This is a genomic window from Nocardioides sp. Arc9.136 (assembly GCF_030506255.1).
Classification (GTDB): domain Bacteria; phylum Actinomycetota; class Actinomycetes; order Propionibacteriales; family Nocardioidaceae; genus Nocardioides.
The window spans coordinates 4,271,303-4,290,277 of the sequence record NZ_CP113431.1; the positions used below are offsets into that span (position 1 = coordinate 4,271,303).

Annotated in this window: 18 protein-coding genes and 1 pseudogene; 8 read left to right on the forward strand and 11 right to left on the reverse strand. The window is 75.3% G+C overall.

All coding sequences use genetic code 11. The annotated features are described in order from the left end of the window. Nucleotides 1–56 precede the first annotated feature (56 nt). Entirely contained in the window at nt 57–1,439 is a 1,383-nt protein-coding gene (locus OSR43_RS20600) for a GH1 family beta-glucosidase (protein ID WP_302268692.1), read from the reverse strand. Nucleotides 1,440–1,455: 16 nt separating this feature from the next. On the opposite strand from OSR43_RS20600, the gene OSR43_RS20605 reads away from it, so the two are divergent. Next, nucleotides 1,456–2,139 (forward strand): pirin family protein, encoded by a 684-nt coding sequence (locus OSR43_RS20605; RefSeq protein ID WP_302268693.1) that lies wholly within the window; start codon nt 1,456–1,458, stop codon nt 2,137–2,139. Between the two features lie 117 nt (nt 2,140–2,256). Here OSR43_RS20605 and OSR43_RS20610 read toward each other — a convergent pair whose 3' ends face one another. Both OSR43_RS20610 and OSR43_RS20615 read right to left on the reverse strand, forming a co-directional pair. Continuing rightward, entirely contained in the window at nt 2,257–3,177 is a 921-nt protein-coding gene (locus tag OSR43_RS20610; protein WP_302268694.1) for a diacylglycerol kinase family protein, read from the reverse strand. Beyond that, nucleotides 3,174–4,793: an FAD-binding oxidoreductase gene (locus OSR43_RS20615; protein ID WP_302268695.1), complete on the reverse strand. Its 1,620-nt coding sequence runs from the start codon at nt 4,791–4,793 to the stop codon at nt 3,174–3,176. Before OSR43_RS20615 ends, OSR43_RS20610 begins: the two co-directional genes overlap by 4 nt. Before the next feature lie 17 nt (nt 4,794–4,810). Between OSR43_RS20615 and OSR43_RS20620 the strand changes: the two genes are divergently transcribed. The 5 genes from OSR43_RS20620 (at nt 4,811) to OSR43_RS20640 (ending at nt 9,718) form a co-directional block, all read left to right on the forward strand. Beyond that, nucleotides 4,811–5,398 (forward strand): TetR/AcrR family transcriptional regulator, encoded by a 588-nt coding sequence (locus tag OSR43_RS20620; protein ID WP_302268696.1) that lies wholly within the window; start codon nt 4,811–4,813, stop codon nt 5,396–5,398. Beyond that, nucleotides 5,395–6,954: a glycerol-3-phosphate dehydrogenase/oxidase gene (locus OSR43_RS20625; protein WP_302268697.1), complete on the forward strand. Its 1,560-nt coding sequence runs from the start codon at nt 5,395–5,397 to the stop codon at nt 6,952–6,954. Before OSR43_RS20620 ends, OSR43_RS20625 begins: the two co-directional genes overlap by 4 nt. A gap of 61 nt (nt 6,955–7,015) precedes the next feature. Continuing rightward, nucleotides 7,016–8,017, forward strand: a complete 1,002-nt coding sequence (locus OSR43_RS20630; protein ID WP_302268698.1) for a sigma-70 family RNA polymerase sigma factor — start codon at nt 7,016–7,018, stop codon at nt 8,015–8,017. Then, nucleotides 8,014–8,679 carry a TIGR03086 family metal-binding protein gene (locus OSR43_RS20635; RefSeq protein WP_302268699.1) on the forward strand — a complete coding sequence of 222 codons (666 nt, stop codon included), beginning with the start codon at nt 8,014–8,016 and terminating at the stop codon, nt 8,677–8,679. The genes OSR43_RS20630 and OSR43_RS20635 overlap by 4 nt, the downstream gene beginning before the upstream one ends. Before the next feature lie 10 nt (nt 8,680–8,689). Continuing rightward, nucleotides 8,690–9,718: a LuxR C-terminal-related transcriptional regulator gene (locus OSR43_RS20640; protein WP_302268700.1), complete on the forward strand. Its 1,029-nt coding sequence runs from the start codon at nt 8,690–8,692 to the stop codon at nt 9,716–9,718. A 104-nt stretch (nt 9,719–9,822) separates the two neighbouring features. Here the strand turns inward: OSR43_RS20640 and OSR43_RS20645 are convergent, their stop codons facing one another. The 4 genes from OSR43_RS20645 to OSR43_RS20660 all read right to left on the reverse strand — a co-directional run bounded on the left by OSR43_RS20645 (nt 9,823) and on the right by OSR43_RS20660 (nt 12,715). Continuing rightward, complete coding sequence (locus OSR43_RS20645; RefSeq protein WP_302268701.1) at nt 9,823–11,091, reverse strand: glutathionylspermidine synthase family protein; 1,269 nt, start codon at nt 11,089–11,091, stop codon at nt 9,823–9,825. Further along, the gene (locus OSR43_RS20650; protein WP_302268702.1) at nt 11,091–11,549 is read right to left on the reverse strand and encodes a DUF350 domain-containing protein; all 459 of its coding nucleotides are present in this window, start codon (nt 11,547–11,549) and stop codon (nt 11,091–11,093) included. Before OSR43_RS20650 ends, OSR43_RS20645 begins: the two co-directional genes overlap by 1 nt. 89 nt (nt 11,550–11,638) lie before the next feature. After that, nucleotides 11,639–12,028 carry a hypothetical protein gene (locus OSR43_RS20655; RefSeq protein ID WP_302268703.1) on the reverse strand — a complete coding sequence of 130 codons (390 nt, stop codon included), beginning with the start codon at nt 12,026–12,028 and terminating at the stop codon, nt 11,639–11,641. Nucleotides 12,029–12,142: 114 nt separating this feature from the next. Further along, nucleotides 12,143–12,715 carry a potassium channel family protein gene (locus OSR43_RS20660; protein ID WP_302268704.1) on the reverse strand — a complete coding sequence of 191 codons (573 nt, stop codon included), beginning with the start codon at nt 12,713–12,715 and terminating at the stop codon, nt 12,143–12,145. A 144-nt stretch (nt 12,716–12,859) separates the two neighbouring features. Between OSR43_RS20660 and OSR43_RS20665 the strand changes: the two genes are divergently transcribed. Then, a complete protein-coding gene (locus tag OSR43_RS20665) occupies nt 12,860–13,825 on the forward strand; it encodes a hypothetical protein (protein ID WP_302268705.1) in 966 nt (321 codons plus the stop codon). A gap of 56 nt (nt 13,826–13,881) precedes the next feature. On the opposite strand, the gene OSR43_RS20670 is transcribed toward OSR43_RS20665, so the two are convergent. From OSR43_RS20670 to OSR43_RS20685, 4 genes and pseudogenes are all read right to left on the reverse strand, one after another. Further along, complete coding sequence (locus OSR43_RS20670; protein WP_302271740.1) at nt 13,882–15,348, reverse strand: NAD-dependent succinate-semialdehyde dehydrogenase; 1,467 nt, start codon at nt 15,346–15,348, stop codon at nt 13,882–13,884. A gap of 206 nt (nt 15,349–15,554) precedes the next feature. Beyond that, nucleotides 15,555–16,448: a penicillin-binding transpeptidase domain-containing protein gene (locus tag OSR43_RS20675; protein ID WP_302271742.1), complete on the reverse strand. Its 894-nt coding sequence runs from the start codon at nt 16,446–16,448 to the stop codon at nt 15,555–15,557. Nucleotides 16,449–16,596: 148 nt separating this feature from the next. Then, nucleotides 16,597–17,490: pseudogene (locus tag OSR43_RS20680) on the reverse strand (NTF2-like N-terminal transpeptidase domain-containing protein); the annotation flags it as partial. 50 nt (nt 17,491–17,540) lie between these two features. Beyond that, entirely contained in the window at nt 17,541–17,993 is a 453-nt protein-coding gene (locus OSR43_RS20685) for a MerR family transcriptional regulator (protein ID WP_302268706.1), read from the reverse strand. Between the two features lie 28 nt (nt 17,994–18,021). On the opposite strand from OSR43_RS20685, the gene OSR43_RS20690 reads away from it, so the two are divergent. Further along, complete coding sequence (locus OSR43_RS20690; protein WP_302268707.1) at nt 18,022–18,969, forward strand: NAD(P)/FAD-dependent oxidoreductase; 948 nt, start codon at nt 18,022–18,024, stop codon at nt 18,967–18,969. Nucleotides 18,970–18,975: the final 6 nt, after the last annotated feature.

The following is an 18,975-nucleotide window of genomic DNA, read 5'->3' on the forward strand; positions in this document are numbered from 1 at the left end:
AGGCCACGCCTTCCACCCGCCGGTCGCCCGGTGCCGCTCGACCGGCAGGTGCGGTCTCAGCCGATCGAGCGGGTCTGGGCGGCGATGACGTCGGCGTACCACTGGTAGGAGCGCTTGGGCGTGCGCGCCTGCGTCTCGTAGTCGACGTGGACCAGGCCGAAGCGCTGGGAGTAGCCCTCGGACCACTCGAAGTTGTCCAGCAGCGACCAGCAGTAGTACCCGCGGACGTCGACCCCGCGCTGGACGGCCGTGGCCACCGCGCGCAGGTGGGCGTCGATGTAGTCGATCCGGGGCTGGTCGTCGACGACGCCGTCGGCGTCCGGGCCCATGTTGTACGCCGCGCCGTTCTCGGTGATGTAGAGCGGCGGCAGCGCGTTGCGGAAGCGGGCGCGGAACATGATCAGCCACTCGCGCAGGGCGTCCGGGACGACCGGCCAGCCGACGTCGGTCGTGGGGTGCCCCAGCAGCTCGCGGAACGCGAAGGGCAGCTCGGCGTCCTCGGCCGCGGCGCCGATCTTCATCGGGTTGTAGTAGTTGACCCCGTAGAAGTCGAGCGGCTGGCGGATCGTGGCCAGGTCGCCGTCCTCGACCACGTCCTCGAGCAGCGGCGCGATGTCGACGGGGTAGCGCCCGAGCAGCATCGGCTCGATGAACAGCCCGTTCCACATCGCGTCGAAGAGCTTGGTGGCGCCCACGTCGGCGGCGTCGTCGGAGGCCGGCCACATGGGGGCGTGGTTGTTGGCGCAGCCCACGCTGGCGGTGACCCCGGCCGGCACGGAGTCGCGCAGCGCGATCGCGGCCCGGCCGTGGGCGAGGAGCAGGTGGTGGGCGACGGGCAGCGAGTCGAACATCAGGGTCCGGCCCGGGGCGTGCATGCCGATGCCGTAGCCCATCATCATCACGACGTTCGGCTCGTTGACGGGCACCCAGTGCTCCACCCGGTCGCCGAACCGCTCGCCGGCGATCGCGGCGTACTCCGCGAACCGGTCGATCGTCGCCCGGTTGAGCCAGCCGCCGTCGTCCTCGAGCGCCTGCGGCAGGTCCCAGTGGAACAGCGTGACCATCGGCTGCACGTCCGCCGCGAGCAGGGTGTCGAGCAGCCGGTCGTAGAAGTCGAGGCCCCGGGCGTTCGGCGTGCCGCGGCCGGTCGGCTGGATCCGCGACCACGACAGCGAGAGCCGGTAGCCGCCCACCCCGAGGTCCTTCATCAGCGCGACGTCCTCGTGGAACCGGTGGTAGTGGTCGCAGGCGACGTCGCCGGTGTGGCCGTCCTTGGTCCGGCCGGGCGTGTGGCTGAAGGTGTCCCACACCGACGGCCCGCGGCCGTCCTCGGCGGCCGCGCCCTCGACCTGGTACGCCGCGGTGCTGGTCCCGAAGCGGAACCCCGGCGGCAGCTGGGGCAGGCCGCGGGCGGCGGGGTCGGAGGGGTGGGCGGCCACGGGCACAATCATGGACGTGACGACCGAGATCCGCCGCAGTTCCGCACGTTTCCTGAGCCGGGCGCCGGGGATGGTGACCCACCACGCGTTCTCGTTCGGCGAGCACTACGACGCCCAGCGGCTGCGCTTCGGCCCGATGGTGTGCCACGACGAACACCACCTCGGCGCGGGCAAGGGCTTCGACACCCACCGCCACAGCGGCCTCGACATCGTCACCTGGGTCGTCGACGGGCGGCTGCACCACACCGACTCCCACGGCCACGACGCGGTGCTGGCGCCCGGCGAGGTGGCGGTGCTGAGGTCCGGCTCGGGCGTCGAGCACGCCGAGCACGCGACCGAGGACGGCCGGGCCCACTTCGTCCAGGTCTGGCTCGCCGCCGACCCCGACCGCGCCGACGACGAGCCGACGTACGACGTCCTGCCGGTGCCGGCCACCGCCGTGCCCGGCGGCGGTCTGGTCGAGGTCCTCGCGCCGCAGGCCGGCGCCACCCTCCACCTCGCGCGCCTCGACGCCCTCGAGACGCTCACGCTCCCCGCCGCGGCGCAGGTGCACACCTACGTCGTCAGCGGCGCCCTGGTCCGCAGCTCGCTCGCCGAGCCGCTCGCCGCCGGCGACGCCTTCCTCTTCACCGACGAGCCCGAGCACCCCGTCACCGCCGCCGTCCCCACCGAGCTGCTCGTGTGGACGTTCGCGGGGTGAGTCGGGGCGCGGGCGGGTGTCGGAATCCCCGGCCCCCCGGGCAATCCGGCGCTTCCCAGGGGAAACATCCCCTGAGAAGCACCGGTTTCCCCTGAGAAGCAGGCCCGCCCGAGGACGTCAGCAGAGGACGGCGAGCGCGCCGGGGCGCACCTCGACGACGAGCGGGGCGTCGGCGAGGCCGGGCAGCACGCCGAGCGGCTCGCCGTCGCCGCCGACGGGGACCGGCCGGCCGCCGGCCCGCGAGGGGTCGGCCCGCAGCTCGACCCGCCGCCCGGACAGCACGGTGACCTCGTCGAGGTCGACGTGCCCGCCGTCGTACACCTTCGGCAGCGCGCGGACCAGTGCGGCCTTGGAGGCGGCCTCGATGACCACGACGTCGACCAGGCCGTCGGCGACCGTGGCGGCGGGGGCGATCTTCATGCCCTTGCCGTAGTAGGCGGAGTTCGCGACGACGACGGTCGCGGCCTCGACCTCGCGCTCCTCCTCGTCGACGCGCAGCCGGTAGCGCGCGGGCGCGTAGGTGAGCAGGGCACGGACCGCGGCGTAGGGGTACTGCAGCCTCCGCGGCAGCCGGTGCGCACCGTCGACGAGCTCGGCGGCGCGGGCGTCGACCCCGCAGTAGACCGAGCCGGCGACCTCGCGCGGCGCCGCGCCGCGGGACGACGCGCACAGCAGGTCGACGCGGCGCGGCTCGCCGGTGAGCAGCAGCGACGCCAGCTCCTCGGGCGAGGAGGGCAGGCCGAGCATCCGGGCGAAGTCGTTGCCGCGGCCGGCCGGCAGCACCGCCAGGGTCCCGCCCGCCGCCGAGACCTCGCCGGCCAGCGAGGAGAGCATCCCGTCGCCGCCGACCGAGACGACCACGTCGCCGCGGGCCACCGCCGCGGCGACGAGGGCGGGGACGGCGCGAGGGCCGGGTGAGTACGTCACGTCGACCGTCGCGCCCGCGTCCCGCAGCAGCCGGGCGACCGGCACGACCGCCTCCGGCGCGGCGCCGCCGCCCGAGGCGGGGTTGACCAGGAACGTGAAGGAGCGGGTCACGGGACCAGCACCCCGGGGTTGAGGATCCCGGTCGGGTCGAGGTCGGCCTTGACCGCACGGAGGACCGAGACGCCGAGCTCGCCGATCTCCGCGGGGAGCCAGTCCCGGTGGTCGGTGCCGACCGCGTGGTGGTGGGTGATCGTCGCCCCGACGGCCGTGATCGCCTGGCCGGCGGCGGCCTTGGCCGCCAGCCACCGCTCCAGCGGCCGGTCCCCGCCCGCGGCGGCGACGGTGAAGTAGAGCGAGCAGCCGGTCTCGTAGACGTGGCTGATGTGGCACAGCACGAGCACCGGGCTCGCACCGTCCTCGCCGGCGAGCACCCCGGTCAGGGCGGCGCGGACCGCGTCGTACAGCTCGGGCACCCTCGACCAGAACGTCGCGGTCTCCAGCGTCTCGACGAGGACGCCGACGTCGAGCATCGAGTCGCGCAGGTACGGCGCGTCGAAGCGGCCGTGCGCCCAGGCCCGGCCCGGCTCCTCGCCCAGCGGGGTGCCGCCGAGGCCGGCCAGCACGGCGGCGACCGCGCCGCGGCGCGCCGCGACCTGCTCCGGCTCCCCCTCGTGGCCCACGATCATCAGGCAGCCGCCCGCGTCGGGGCCGCCGAGATGGTCGGGACGCGCGAGGTTGATCGCGGTCTCGTGCTCGTCGGAGAGCCGCAGCACCGTCGGCAGGAGCCCTGCCTGGGCCAGCGTGCGCATCGCGGTCGCGCCCTCCTCGAAGGAGGTCCACCGCCAGCCCTCGTACACCTTCTCCGCCGGCAGTCGGCGCACCCGGACGGTCACCTCGGTGATGACGCCGAAGGCGCCCTCCGAGCCCAGCAGCAGCTGGCGCAGGTCCGGGCCTGCGGCGCTCGCGGGGGCACTGCCGAGCCGCAGCTCGCCCCGGGGCGTGGCGACGCGGAGGCCCACCACGAGCGCGTCGAACCGGCCGTACCCGGCACTGGACTGCCCGCTGGACCGGGTCGCGGCGAAGCCGCCGATCGTCGCGTGCTCGAAGGACTGCGGGTAGTGGCCGAGCACCAGGCCCTCGGCCGCGAGGAGCGCCTCGGCCTCCGGGCCGCGCAGCCCGGGCTCGAGGGTCGCGGTCATCGAGGTGTGGTCGACGGCGAGCAGCCGCTTCATCCGGACCAGGTCGAGGGAGACGACCCCGGCGTACCCCTCCCGCCGCGCGGCCAGGCCGCCGGTCACCGACGTCCCGCCACCGAACGGCACGACCGCCAGGTGGTGCGCCACGGCCACCGCGAGGACCGCCGCGACCTGCTCGTGGTCGCCCGGCCGGACGACGACGTCGGGCGCGTCGCCGAGGTCGCCGGCCCGCTGCCGGAGCAGGTCGGGGGTCGACTTCCCCCGCGTGCGGAGCCGCCGGGTCGCGTCGTCGAGCAGCACGTGGTCGGCGCCGACGGCACCCCGCAGCGCGTCGAGCACCTCGGCGGCCAGCGCGGACGGCGGCACGACCACGTCGGCGGCCGCCGGACGCTGGTCGAGGCCGAAGACCGCCTCGACCAGGCCGCGGGCCGAGTCCGGCAGGGCGGCGGCGCGGGCCGGGTCGCCCCAGCGGCTGGGGTGCATCTCGCCGACGGCGGCGGTCGGCGCGACCGGGAGCGGGGGAGGCGTCATGCGTTACACTGTGACACATGACGTCACTTCGTCACAACGACCCGCGGGACGCCTACCTCGACGCGGCGCGGGCCTGCATCCTCGACCTAGGCTGGCGGCGTACGACGCTCACCGAGGTCGCGCGCCGGGCCGGCGTCTCGCGGATGACGATCTACCGGACCTGGTCGGACATGCGGCAGCTGCTCGCGGACCTGATGACCCGCGAGTGGACCGAGGTGGTCGTGGCGGCCGAGGCCGAGGACGCCCCGGGCCGGCCGGTGGTCGAGCGGCTCGTGGACAAGCTGGTGCGCACGGTGAAGGTCCTGCGCGGCAACGAGCTGTTCGTGCGGATCGTGGAGCTCGACCCCGAGCTGGTCCTGCCCTACCTCCTCGACCGCCGCGGGCGCTCCCAGCAGCTGATCCTCGACCTCGTCGAGCAGGCGCTCCGGGAGGCGCAGGCCTCCGGCGACGTGCGGGCCGGCGACCCGGCCGCGATGGCCCGCGGGCTGGTGCTCTCCGCCCACGGCTTCGTGCTCTCCGCGCACACCATGGTCGACGACGCCGTCCCCGAGGAGGCGCTCGAGCAGGAGATGCGCACCGTGCTCACCCGGACGCTGCAGCCGTGAGGTCCCCCGAGCGGATCACGCCGGGCCTCGCCGGGGCGCCGACCGACGTCGACCTGGTCGTCGTCGGGCTGGGCATCACCGGCGCCGGCGTCGCGCTCGACGCGGCGACCCGTGGCCTGAGCGTGCTGGCCGTCGACGCCCACGACCTGGCGTACGGCACCTCGCGGTGGAGCTCGAAGCTGGTCCACGGCGGCCTGCGCTACCTCGCGAAGGGCCAGGTCGGCGTCGCCCACGAGAGCGCCGTCGAGCGCGGCGTCCTGATGGAGGTCACCGCGCCCCACCTGACCCGGCCGATGCCGGTGGTGGTGCCGCTGACCAGCAGCGTCACCCGGGCCCAGGCCGCGCTCACCTCCGTCGGCCTCCGCGCCGGCGACGCCCTGCGCCGCGGCGCCCGCACCGCCGTCGAGACCCTCCCCCGCCCGCGCCGGCTCTCGGCCACCGAGACGCTCGCGCTGGCGCCGCCGCTGCGCCCGGCGGGGCTGCGCGGCGGGATGCTGAGCTGGGACGGGCAGCTGGTCGACGACGCCCGGCTCGTGACGACCGTGGCCCGCACCGCCGCGGCGCACGGCGCGGTCGTCCGCACCCGCGCCCGGGTGCTGGGCGCCACGGGCACCGGGGTGCGGCTGCGCGACGAGCTGACCGGTGCCACCACCACGGTCACCGCCCGGGCGGTCGTGAACGCCGCGGGCGTGTGGGCCGGCGAGCTCGACGACGACGTCGTCCTGCGCCCGAGCCGCGGCACGCACCTGGTGCTCCGCGCCGACGCGCTGCCCGGCCTGCAGGTGTCGGTCTTCGCGCCGGTGCCCGGGGAGACCAACCGGTTCGTGCTGGTCCTGCCCCAGCCCGACGGCACGGTGTACGTCGGGCTCACCGACGAGCCGGTCGACGGGCCCGTGCCGGACGTGCCCGAGGCGACCGAGCCGGAGATCGGCTTCCTGCTCGACGTGGTCTCCGCCTGCTTCGCCCGCCAGCTGCACCGCTCCGACGTGGTCGGCGCCTTCGCCGGGCTGCGCCCGTTGCTGGAGTCGGGTGCCGGCGGCTCCACCGCGGACCTCTCGCGCAAGCACGCCGTCCTCATCGGTCGCTCCGGGGTGGTGACCGTGGTCGGCGGCAAGCTCACGACGTACCGCCGGATGGCGCAGGACGCGGTCGACGCCGCCCTGGCCACGCCACCCGCCGCCGGTCTCGCGGCCGGCCCGTGCCGCACCCGCGCCCTGCCACTGCTCGGGGCCGCTCCGCGCGACCGGCTGGCCGCGCTCGAGCAGCCAGAGCGGCTGGTGCGGCGCTACGGCACCGACGCCGCCCTGGTCCTGGCGGACGCCGTCGAGGTGACCGGCCTGGCCGAGGACGACCTGCTGGCCCCCGTGGCCGAGGGCGTCGCGGTCACGCTGGCCGAGCTCGTCTTCGGGGTGACCCACGAGGGCGCGCACGACGTCGCCGACCTGCTGGACCGACGTACCCGCGTCGGCCTGGTCCCCGCCGACCGGGCGCTCGCCGAGCCGGCCGCGCGCCGGGCGCTGGCGCTGGTCGCCGGCGCCGCGCCCGGGAACCGATGACTTTCTCCCTCGACGCGGGTCGGTGGTGCAGAGCAGACTGACCGAGGTGGAGGCAGACGGCATGACCGCGACGACGACCGACCCCGAGCTGAGCGACTTCCCGACGCTCACCGAGCGCTACCAGCGCGAGCTGCTGGCGCACTGCTACCGGATGAGCGGCTCGGTGCACGAGGCCGAGGACCTCGTCCAGGAGACCTTCCTGCGCGCGTGGAAGGCGTCGGCGGACTTCCAGGGCCGCAGCTCGGTGCGCACCTGGCTCTACCGGATCGCCACCAACGTGTGCCTGACCAACCTCGAGGGCCGGCCCCGCCGCCCGCTGCCCGCCGGGCTGGGCACGCCGGACCAGATGGCCGGCGAGGCGCTGGAGACCGACCACGAGATCGCCTGGCTCGAGCCCGTGCCCGACGCGGCGGTCGTCGTCGCCGAGCGCGACTCGATCCGGCTGGCGTTCGTCGCGGCGCTCCAGCACCTGCCCGCCAAGCAGCGCGCGGTGCTGATCCTGCGCGACGTGCTGCGCTGGTCGGCCGCGGAGGTCGCGGAGGCGCTCGACACCACCGTCGCCGCGGTCAACTCCGCCCTCCAGCGCGCGCACGCGCAGATGAAGGACCGCGGGCTGACCGAGGACACCGTCGAGCCGGACCTCAGCGACGCGCAGCAGCAGCTGCTCGAGCGGTACGTCGACGCCTTCTGGCGCAAGGACGTCGGCGCCATCGTGTCGATGCTGACCGCCGAGGCGACCTGGGACATGCCGCCGTTCACCAGCTGGTTCAAGGGCGCCACCGCGATCGGCTGGCTGATCGGCAACGAGTGCCCCGGCGGCGAGCACGACATGCCGATGCTGGCGACCTGGGCCAACGGGCAGCCGGCGTACGGGCTCTACATGCGCACCCCCGAGGGCGACTTCACCCCCTTCCAGCTGCAGGTCATCGAGCTGGACGGGGACCGGGTGCGGCACGTGACGGCGTTCTTCGACGCCCGCCTGTTCACCACCTTCGGCCTGCCCGACCGCCTGCCCGCCGACCACCGGCCCCAGGACGGGCCCCAGACCCAGCCGGTCCCGTGAGCCGCGCGCTCGACGGCGCCGTCGAGCTGCTCGACCGGTCCCTGGCCTACGCCCGCGGCACCCTGGCCGACGTCACCGAGGCGGACCTCGACCGCCGTACGCCGTGCACCGCCTGGACCCTGCGGGCCCTGCTGGGGCACATGGAGGACGCGCTCGACGCCTTCACCGAGGCGGCCAGCGGGGTGGTCGAGGTAGAGCCGCCGCCCCCGGCGCTGACCCGGGTCGACGCGCTGCGGGAGAAGGCGTGCGCCCTGCTCGCCGCCTGGACGCGCGCCGCCCGCGACGACGGCCGCGCCACCGGGGACGGTCGCGGTCCGGTCGCCGTGGGCGACGCCGGTCTCGCCGGACCGGTGCTGGTCGCGGCCGCCGCGCTGGAGATCACCGTGCACGCCTGGGACGTCGGTCGCGCCACCGGTCGCGGCCGGGCCCTCCCCGACGACCTCGCCCGCGGGCTGCTGGCGGTCGCGGGCGTCGTGGTCGACCCGGCCGACCGGGGGGTGCGGTTCGGGCCCGTCCGCGCGGTACCCGACGACGCGACGTACGGCGCGCAGCTGCTGGCGTTCCTCGGCCGGGATCCCGGGCCGGCCGGGACCGGGCACCTGGCTGGACCACCGCCCCCGATCTCCGGCGAAGCGGGTACGCCCGACGGGCTGGCTTCCTAGGGTTGCGGCCGTGCCCGAGCCCGCCGACCCCGCCGATGCCGTCGACCGGGTCACCGAGGCGGTCCGGGCCGGCCGGGTCGTCGAGGCGCTCTCGGCGCTGACCCGGCTCCGCGGCGGGCTGCCCGTGCGCGAGGGCGTCCGAGCGGCCGCGGCGGCGGTGGAGTGCCGCCTGGCGCGCGGTGACCTCGCGGACGCGATGACGATCGGCGACCGGCTCGGGGCGTACGTCGAGCGCACGGCCGAGCCGCTCGAGGCCGACCTCGGCGACCTCGGCGACCTCGGCGACCTCGGCGACGTGGCGGCGTACGCCCTCCACGCCCGCGGCGAGGTGGCCTCCGCGCTGGCCGACGCCGAGCTGGCGCTGGACCGGTTCACCGAAGCCGGCGCGGTGCTCGCCGGCACCACGCCCCGCCCCGAGCACGTCCTGGAGCTCCCCTGGCGCAGCGGAGCGGCCCTCGCCCTGGTGCGGATCGGCCGGTTCCGCGAGGGTGCCGACCTGGCGCGCGAGCACCTGGCGCTGGCCGAGGCCTCCGGGTCGCCGTACGCCGTCGCGGTCGCGCTGCGCACCGTGGCGACCGCCGACTCCGGCGCGCACCGCACCGAGCTGCTGCGCCGCGCCCGCGCCGCGCTGGACGGCACCGTCGCCGACCGCCTCGCCGCCCAGGTCGACACCGACCTCGCCGGCCTGCTCCTGCTCAGCCACGACCCGGGGGCCGCCGTCGAGGCGCTGGCCCTGCTCCGCGGCGCCGAGGAGTACGCCGGCCGCCAGGAGCTGTGGCCGCTCCAGGGGCGGGTACGCCGCCTGCTCGACCGCCTGGGCGAGGCACCCCGCCAGGTGCAGTCCGAGGCGCTCGCGGCGCTGACCGCCTCCGAGCGACGCGTCGCCCGGCTGGCCGCCGACGGCCTCACCAACCGCCAGATCGCCGAGCAGCTGGTCGTCACCGTCAAGGCGGTGGAGTGGCACCTCTCCCACGTCTACCGCAAGCTCGGCATCAGCTCGCGCACCCGCCTCGCGGGCACGCTGGGGGCGCCGGCCTGAGCCGTGCCGGAATCCCCGGGGAACCGGGGAAACCAGCACTCCTCGGCCGATGCATCCCCTGAGAAGTGCCGGAATCCCCGGGGGACCGGGGAAACCGGCAGCCCTCAGGCCGGCGGCAGCCGCGGCGCGTCGGCCGACACCCGGTCGAGGATCCAGGCCTGGACCTGGGCGTCGTCGGGGGAGAGCGCGTCGCTGATGGCGTGCGGGACGACCCGGCTGAAGTAGTCGGTGACGGGGCCGTCGGACTCGCGGACGATCATCCCGGCCGCCTGGCCGTCGACGATCCAGGAGCCGAGCACCACGTGGTTGCCCTCGTAGACCGGCAGCTGGGTGTAGCCCTGGTAGACGAATCCCTCCTCGCCGTACACGCCGGGCATCCGCGTCTCGTACCCGTCCGCGAGGTGGATGCGGATGTTGTCGCCCTCGCGCCCGTGCAGCGGCTTGGCGACCCACTCCTCGAGGTCGCGGGGCTCGTCGAAGTACGCCGGCAGCAGCAGCCGGTGGCCCGGGTTGCGCTCCCACAGGACCGGCAGGATCGCCTTGGTCGAGAGCAGCACCTTCCACGGCGGCTCGAACCACCGCACGGGCTGCCGCTCGGCCCGGTCGACGACGAGCCGGCCGAAGTCCTCGCCGAGCATCTCCTCCCAGGGGTAGAGCTTGAAGGCGGTGCGGATCGGCTGGTCGTGCACGTCGCGGAACTCGCGCGCGTCGGGGTTCCAGCCCACCTCGGCGATCGGCTGCGCGAGCGCGGTGACGCCGGCCTGGATGGCGCAGTCCATCAGGTAGGTGACCGTCATCTCCATCTCGCCGCCGTCGTAGGAGCCCTCCTCCCCCAGGTCGTAGAGGAAGTGCACGCGGCCGTCGCCGAGGGCGCCGAAGTTCAGCAACCGCCGCCAACAGTTGACCAGCCGGTCGTGGACGCTGTTCCACTGGTCGATGTCGGTCATGACGTCCTCGATCCAGCGCCACTGCGCGACGCCGGTCTCCACGAGCCCGGTGGGGGTGTCGCCGTTGACCTCGAGCATCTTGACCGAGCCGTCCGCGCCGTAGGCGAGGTCGAAGCGGGCGTAGACCGCCGGGTCCTCCCGGGCGATGGACTCCCGGACCAGGGCGAGCGTGCCGGGCGGGAGCCCGAGCCGCTGGTCGGTCATCGTCGCGGCCATGTGCCCGGCCGCGTCGACGCACATCGCCCACAGCTCCTCGGTCGAGGACTCCAGCAGCTCGACCTCGTCCATCGTCAGCTCGTACCAGGCGGCCTCGTTCCAGTACGGCACCTTCGTGCCGTCCGGCTTGTCGGTCGTCGGGAAGATCAGCCCCTGCTCGGTGACGATCCGCTCCCAGTCAGGCCGCGGTCGAGCGCGGTGGCGCCACATCAGGCGATGCTCGCGCAGACGATCGCGCCGGTGCTGAGGGCGACGGCCGCGGCGACGTACGCCAGCGGCCGCACCGGACCCGCGGAGGTTACGATCCGCCGCAGGTCGCCGGGGGTGATCGCCTCGATGACGAAGAACATCACCGCGTTCAGCACGATGCCCAGCGCCCCGAAGGACACCGTCCAGGCCAGCGCCCACCCCAGGTCGGTCTCGCCGTTGGTCCAGATCGCGGTGAACAGCACGGCCGCGTTCGAGACGAGCCACGCACCGGTCACGACACCGGCCGAGCGGCTCGCCGCGTGCACCGACTCCTCGCCGCGCTCGTCGATGCCGCGCAGGTGGCTGCCGAGGTGGCCGGGGGTCACCAGGTCGAGCACGTAGTAGGCGACCACCAGCAGGATGCCGGCGAGCACCGCGTAGACGATGGCGTGGCCGAGGGCGTTGAGCAGGTCGGACATCGAGTTCCTTCGCAGGTCAGGGAGGGGTACGGCGCGGCGCGGGTTGGGCGGGTGGCTGCGGTCGGGCGGTCGGGCGGTCGGGCGGGGGGTCAGCCCGAGAAGCCGCGGCTGCTGCCGCCGAAGCCGCCGGTCTTGGTCGTCGACTTCACCGTCGAGCCGCCGGTCGAGGGCAGGCCGCCGCGCTGGACCTTGCCGGAGAGCGAGGAGCCGTTCCAGGTGCCGCCGGAGACGGGCGCCCCGACGGACGGCACGCGCGAGCTGGCGCCGAGGTAGTACCAGAAGAAGCCGGTGCCGACGCCGTTGTAGTCGCTGTCGTCGTCGCACTGGTCGTCGTCGACGCGCTCCTCGGTCTCGGGGTTGACGCAGACCGCGGCGTAGTCGGCCGAGGACGAGCAGCCGGTGAGGCCGGCCGCCATCAGCGCGGTGACGCCGAGGGCGACGCTCGTCGAGCGCATCCGCCGCCGGGTGGTGGTGGTCATGGGCTGGGTCCTCCGAGGGGTGCGGTGCGTGCGTGCTGGGGGGCTGTGTCGCGTGCTGCGTCTCGTGCTGTGTCTCGGGCCTGTGGGTCAAGAGTGCCCGGTCGGGGGTACGGCTCAGGACTCCTGGTCCCGGAACGCCGCCAGCATCCGGTCGTCCACGTCGTCCGGGCTCGCGTCGTCGTGGCGGTGGCTGGCCAGCCGCTCGCGCACCCAGTCCTCGCCGTGGACGTCGACCAGGCTGTCCACCACCAGGTGCTGGAGCAGCTCGACCCGGTCGTGGAGCGACTCGATCGTCTCGGCGAGGGCGACCTGCTCGAGGTGGGTGAACTGGTTGCGGTCGTGCACCAGGCCGGCGATCACGTGGCCGATCGCGATCGGCACGAGGACGAGCATGGTCACGATCAGCACCACGGCCACGACCCGGCCCGCGGTGCTGGCGGGGTAGGAGTCGCCGTACCCGACCGTGGACCCGGTCACGACGCCCCACCACAGCGACTCGACCGGCCCCTTGTCCTCCAGGGCGGCGTAGAGCAACGAGCAGCCCACCCAGGTCCCGAGGATCCCGACGACGAGCAGCCACGGGTGGTTGACCAGCCTCCGTGCGGGACGGGCGAGGCGCGCGGCCCGAGCCGCGCTCGCGGCACCGGTGGGGGTGGTGGGGGCGTCGGTGCTGCGAGGGGTGTCCATCGTTCTCCAACGTGCGGGGGCCGGCCGCACGTTCCTTCCCCGCCGGGGTCGTGCTCAACCCACCCGGTCGCCGTGGCCGCTGCCGGCGGCACGAGTTCGGCCGATCGCCGGACGCCCGCCGCGTCGCCGCCCACCATGGGAGCCATGGCGACCTGGGGGGGACGGCTGGTGGCGACCGCTGCCCTGCTGCCGGCACCCCTGGTCCTCGCGGCTCTCGCCGCGCTCGCCGGCTGCGCCGGGACGCAGGTCGACCGGGCGATGGGCGTCCGGGCCGACGTCGGCCGTCTCCCCGCGGTGGCGGAGGTGTCGGTGGCCGGCCCGTCCGCCGACCGCGGGGCGCAGGTGGCGGTGACCGTCCGGTCCGGTGCCGGCGTCGGCGAGGTGGCCCGGGTCGCGCGGGGCGTCGCCGAGGCGGGCGGCGACGGGGGCTGGTCCACCTATCGGCTCGAGCTGCGCGAGGCCGACCACCCCGAGGACCTGCTCGTCGGCGACGAGGCGTTCGCGACCGGCGGGGCCCGCTCCGCGGTCGAGGCGTTCCGCCGGACGAGCGACGCCCTGCTCGGGCCGCTCACCTGGACCGTCGCCCCGGGCAGCACCACCGTGGCGGTCGACGCCGGCGGCGGGCTCGCCCACGACGTGCAGGAGGCCGCACGGACGGCGTACGGCGACCGGACCACGACCTGGCGCTTCGTCGCCGGGGCCGGCACGGTGCTCGTCGACGGCCGGGTCGGCCCGGCCGAGCAGGAGCTCGTCGAGCGCGTGCAGCGCTCGGTCGCCTCCCCGGCGCTGCCGGTCCCGGCCGACCACTGGTGGCTCGAGGCCCGCGACGACCACGTGCTGCTGGACCTCGAGGTCGCGCTCCCGGGCGCACCCGTGGCCGGCGCCGACCTGGTCCCCGAGCGGTACGCCGACGCGGTGGGCCGGCTCGCCGGGACGGCCCTCGACGCGGTCCGCGGCGGCCGCCCGCGGCTCGCCGTACCCCTCTGGCTGCGGCTGCGCGAGGGCGCCGACGTGTTCGCCTGGTGGCGCAGCGACCGCCCGCCGGTGCCCGGCCGCGACCCGCTCGGCCGCGGCTGGGACCGCTGGCTGCACCACCTGACCGCCTCGTGATGCCCAGCGTGCGCCGGCGCGTGCGCGGGACATCACGAGGCGCCGGGAGGGGACCCTCAGCCGGCCGGCAGCGCGACGTACGTCGTCTCGAGGTACTCCTCGATGCCCTCGAACCCGCCCTCGCGGCCGAAGCCGCTGGCCTTGACCCCGCCGAACGGCGCCGCGGGGTTGGAGATCAGGCCGGTGTTGACGCCGACCATGCCGAACTCCAGGGACTCCGCCAGCCGGATCGTGCGGGCCAGGTCGCGGGTGTAGACGTAGGAGGCGAGGCCGTACTCGGTGTCGTTCGCCTTCGCGACCGCCTCCTCCTCGGTCGCGAACGTCGTGATCGGCGCGACCGGGCCGAAGATCTCCTCGGCGTTGATCGCGGAGTCCTGGGGCACGTCGAGCAGCACGGTCGGCGGGTAGAAGTAGCCGGGCCCGTCGTGCCGCTCGCCGCCGACGACCACCCGGGCGCCGTCGTGCACGGCGTCGGTGACCAGCTGGCTGACCGACTCCACTGCCTTCTCGTCGATCAGCGGCCCGACGTCGGTGCCCTCGTCCTGCCCGCGGCCGAGGGTCAGCCCGCCCATCCGCTCGGCGAGCCGGCGACCGAACTCCTCAACGACCTCGGCCTGCACGAGGAACCGGTTCGCGGCGGTGCAGGCCTCGCCCATGTTCCGCATCTTGGCGATCATCGCGCCGTCGACGGCGGCGTCGAGGTCGGCGTCGGCGAAGACGAGGAACGGCGCGTTGCCGCCGAGCTCCATGCTGACCCGCTGGAGCCGATCGGCCGACTGGCGCACCATGATCCGCCCGACCGCGGTCGACCCGGTGAAGGACACCTTGCGCAGCCGGTCGTCGGCCTGCAGCGCCTCGCTGATCTCGGCGGCGCGGGTGGAGGTGACGACGTTGAGCACGCCGTCGGGCAGCCCGGCCTCGGCGAGCACCCCGGCCAGCGCCAGCATGGTCAGCGGCGTCTGGGCGGCGGGCTTGACGACCATCGTGCAGCCCGCGGCGATGGCGGGCCCGATCTTGCGGGTGCCCATGGCGAGCGGGAAGTTCCACGGCGTGACGAACAGGCAGGGGCCGACCGGCTTCTTCAGGGTCAGCAACCGGCTCCCGCCCGCGGGGTTGGCCATGTAGCGCCCGTGGATGCGCACCGCCTCCTCGGAGAACCAGCGGAAGAACTCGTTGCCGTAGCCGACCTCGCCCCGCGCCTCGGCGACCGTCTTGCCCATCTCCAGGCTCATCAGCCGCGCGAAGTCGTCGGCGCGGTCGTTGACGAGCTGGAACGCCGTGCGCAGGATCTCGCCGCGCTCGCGCGGTGGCGTCCGGCCCCAGGTCACCTGGGCCTCCGCGGCGGCGTCGAGGGCGTCGGCGGCGTCGGCGACCGAGGCGTCGGCGACGTCGGTCAGGACCGAGCCGTCGGCCGGGTCGATGACCTCGAAGCGTGCGCCGTCCTCGGCCGGGCGCCACTGCCCGCCGACGAGGAGGTTGCGCTGCTGGTCGGTGATCAGGGGGAGACGGTTCGGTCCGGTCATGGCTCCGAGACTGTCACCTCGACCTCTTCGACCAAATGGCTGACACGGCCTTGACGTGCGTGGAATGCTTTGCATGTCGACTTCGGAGGGAGCACCGAGAAGACGGCACGAACCCCTTGCCGACCCCATGCGGCGAGGGGTTCTCCCTTGCCCGGCCCACCGGCGTCCCCACGCCAGGGTCGGGCCGTCGGCCCGTCGGCCCGGTCTCAACCCCCGGCCCGGCGGGCCGCCCTGAGGAACGACTCGAGCAGCGGGCCGGCCGTGCTCGAGCCGGACTCGCCGCGCTCCACGAAGACCGCGACCGCCAGGTCGCCCTGGGCCGCGACCATCCACGCGTGGGTGTCGATCCGCCCGCCGTCCTCGAACTCCGCGGTGCCGGTCTTGGCCAGCACCGGCGGCCCCGGGACGTCGGCGAGCTGGGCACCGCTCCCGTCGGTGACCACCGAGCGGAGCAGCGAGCGCAGGGCCCGCGCCTCCGCCGGCTGCAGCGGCTCGACGCCCTCGGGGACCGAGACCTCGACCTGCTCGAGCAGCCGCGGCACCACGGTCGTGCCCTCCTGCACGCTCGCCATCACCGTCGCCATGACCATCGGTGAGGCCAGCACCTTGCCCTGGCCGATGAGGTCGGCGGCGGCCGCGGTCTCCGAGGCGGGGGGCTCGAGGCTGCCGAAGAACGCCGGGAACCCCAGGTCGTGGTCGACGCCGAGGCCGAGGGAGCCGGCCGCCTCGGCGAGCGCGTCGGTGCCGGACCCCCGCTCGAGCTCGTCGCGCTGGGAGATGAAGGCGGTGTTGCAGCTGTTGGCCACCGCGGTGCGCAGCGGCACGTCGCCGAGCCCCGAGGCGGGGTAGTCGGAGTAGTTCGTGAACCGCCGCCCGTCGACGGTGAGCGTCGCCGTGCAGGGCACGCTCGTCCCCGGACGCAGCCCGGCGCGCAGCAGGGCCAGGCTGGAGACCGTCTTGAACGTCGACCCCGGGGCCAGCTGGCCGTACGTCGCGATGTTGAGACCCGCGTTGCCCGGCCCGTTCGCGGCTGCCAGCACCGCGCCGTCGCTCGGACGCACCGCCACCAGCGCGCTCGCCGGGCCGACCTGCGCCAGCACCCGCTCGGCCGCGAGCTGCAGGTCGACGTCCAGCGTGGTGGGCAGCTCCTCCCCCCGGGGTCGGCTCGACCCGGAACAGCTCGCGCTCCGCGCCGTCGGCGCCCACCGCCTCGACCAGGACGCCCGGGGTGCCCTGAAGCTGGTCGTCGTAGCGCGCCTGGAGGCCCGAGAGGCCGGCCTCGTCACCCGCCTGCAGGGAGGGGTCCTCCTCGATCATCTCCGCGGTGACGTCGCCGACGGTGCCGAGCAGGGGCGCGGCGAACTCCTTGGTCGGCGCGAGCGGTCGCCGGCCCGGGATCGCGATGACGCTGTCGAGGGCACCGATGCCCTGGCTGACCGCCGGCGGGACCTCGTCGTCGCGGTAGGTGATCGCCTCGACGAACGCCTCGTCGCCGGCCTCGCGCACCTGCGCGGCGTACGCCGCCGGGTCGGTGCCGACCAGCGCCGCCAGCCCGCGGGCGTCCGCGACGGCCTGCCGCAGCGGGGCGCGCGGCTTGTCGATCCCGAAGGTCACCACGGGCCGGTCGGTCACCAGGGCCGTGCCGCCGGCGCCGGTGATCTCCCCGCGGTCGGGCGAGATCGTGGTCCGGTCGAGCACCTCGCCCTCGGCCAGGCCGGGCTCGACCACCGAGGGGTCCCAGGCGACCTGCCACTCCTCGCCCGCACGGCGCAGCTCCGCCTGGGACTCGTAGGTCCACTCCTCGCCGTCCATGACCGGCCAGGACCAGGTGAGGGTCGCGGTGGCGGCGCTCGCCTCCTCCTCCTCCGACCCCTCGGCCGCCTCGCGCACGTCACCGACCTCGACCGAGGGCGCCTGGTCCTCGGACCTGACGCCGGCGACCACCGCGTCGTAGGACTCCTGCGCCTCGGCGGCCGTGGCGCCGGCGAGCGCGACGCCGTCGAGGTCACCGGCGGCGAGGCCCCGGGCGAGCTCGGCGGCCGCCTCCTCGGGGCCGGGCGCGGAGTCCTCGCCCGAGCAGCCGGCCAGGGCCGCGGTCAGCAGCAGGACGGCGGCGGGCGCGAGACGGGCGGGAGCACGCATGCAGACCCTTCTACCAGCCGTCGGCGACAGCCCGTCCGGCCCGGGCGGGGTCAGCCCAGCGAGGCGTGGATCTGCTGACCGGTGGGGAAGGCGTCGATCTTGCCCTCCACCAGGTCGGTGACGGCGGCCTTGAAGCGGGGGCACGTGGCGATGTCGTGCGCCCCGCAGCGCAGCGCGTGCTCGGTCATCTCCCGGGACCGCTCCATCTCCTTCATCCGCCGGTCGAGGTCGTCGAGGTGCGCCTGGAGCACCGCGTGCCGGTCCGCGGCCTCCGCGTCGAGCATCACCGCGATCTGCTCGAGGGTCATCCCCGCTGCCTTGCTGCGGATGATCACCGCCACCCGCACCACCTCGTCCTGGCCGTAGCGGCGCCGCCCGGAGGCGTCCCGGGCCGGCGACAGCAGCCCGACGTCCTCCCAGTGCCGCAGCACGTGCGTCGCCAGCCCGAACCGGCTCGCCAGGTCGCCCACCGACCACCGCTGGATGCGCTCGCTTGACTTCATGTCAACATGAACTCACAGACTGCTGACCATGGACAACTCAGCAGCCACCTCAGCAGCCACCTCTCGAGCCGACTCGCCCGCCGGCAGCACCGGAGCGCGGTACGACGCGGTCGTCGTCGGCGGCGGCCCCGCCGGCCTCCAGGCGGCGCTCACCCTCGGCCGCGTGCACCGCTCGGTGCTGCTGCTCGACAGCGGCCGCTACCGCAACGAGACGGCCGACGCGATGCACAACTTCCTCACCCACGACGGCACCCCGCCGGCGGAGCTGCGCGCGGCGGCCCGCGCCGAGCTCGCGGCGTACGACACCGTGGACGTGCGCGCCGTCGGCGCCGAGCGCGTCGCGCCGGACGAGGGCGGGTACGCCGTCGACCTCGCCGACGGCAGCACCGTGCGCGCCCGGGGCCTGGTCCTGGCGACCGGGCTGCGCGACACCCTCCCCGACAAGCCGGGCCTCGCGGGCCTCTGGGGCCGGGAGGCGGCGCACTGCCCGTTCTGCCACGGCCACGAGTACGCCGGCCGGTCGGTCGCCGTCCTCGGCGCCGGGCCGGCCGCCGGTCACCTGACCCGGATCATGGCGCCGGTGGCGTCCCGCCTGACCGTGCTCGCCGACGGTGCGCCCCTCGAGGCCGACCTGCCCGACGGCGTCGAGGTGCGGAGCGAGCCGGTCGTCGGCTTCTGCCGCAGCGCCGGCGGTGCGACCGTCACGTTCGCCGACGGCTCCACCGAGGAGCACGCCGGCGTCTTCGTGGTGCCGGTGAGCACCCAGGCCGCGCCGTTCGCCGAGCAGCTCGGGCTGGCCACGCTGCCGTCGGGCGGCGTGGAGGTCGACGTCATGGGCCGCACCAGCCTGCCGCGCGTGCACGCCGCCGGCGACATGGCGCACGTCGCCGCACTGCCGATGCCGATGGCCTCCGTGCTCGTCGCCGCGGCGTCCGGCATGGTCGCCGGGGCCGCGATGGTGGCGGCGCTCCTCTAGCGACCA

Coding starts and splice junctions, on each gene's coding strand:
- OSR43_RS20630 (WP_302268698.1), top strand. CDS start 7,016: ATGACCGCGACGACGACCGACCCCGAGCTGAGCGACTTCCCGACGCTC.
- OSR43_RS20665 (WP_302268705.1), top strand. CDS start 12,860: ATGGCGACCTGGGGGGGACGGCTGGTGGCGACCGCTGCCCTGCTGCCG.
- OSR43_RS20670 (WP_302271740.1), bottom strand. CDS start 15,348: ATGACCGGACCGAACCGTCTCCCCCTGATCACCGACCAGCAGCGCAAC.
- OSR43_RS20685 (WP_302268706.1), bottom strand. CDS start 17,993: ATGAAGTCAAGCGAGCGCATCCAGCGGTGGTCGGTGGGCGACCTGGCG.
- OSR43_RS20690 (WP_302268707.1), top strand. CDS start 18,022: ATGGACAACTCAGCAGCCACCTCAGCAGCCACCTCTCGAGCCGACTCG.
- OSR43_RS20655 (WP_302268703.1), bottom strand. CDS start 12,028: ATGACCACCACCACCCGGCGGCGGATGCGCTCGACGAGCGTCGCCCTC.
- OSR43_RS20620 (WP_302268696.1), top strand. CDS start 4,811: ATGACGTCACTTCGTCACAACGACCCGCGGGACGCCTACCTCGACGCG.
- OSR43_RS20645 (WP_302268701.1), bottom strand. CDS start 11,091: ATGTGGCGCCACCGCGCTCGACCGCGGCCTGACTGGGAGCGGATCGTC.
- OSR43_RS20615 (WP_302268695.1), bottom strand. CDS start 4,793: ATGACGCCTCCCCCGCTCCCGGTCGCGCCGACCGCCGCCGTCGGCGAG.
- OSR43_RS20660 (WP_302268704.1), bottom strand. CDS start 12,715: ATGGACACCCCTCGCAGCACCGACGCCCCCACCACCCCCACCGGTGCC.
- OSR43_RS20650 (WP_302268702.1), bottom strand. CDS start 11,549: ATGTCCGACCTGCTCAACGCCCTCGGCCACGCCATCGTCTACGCGGTG.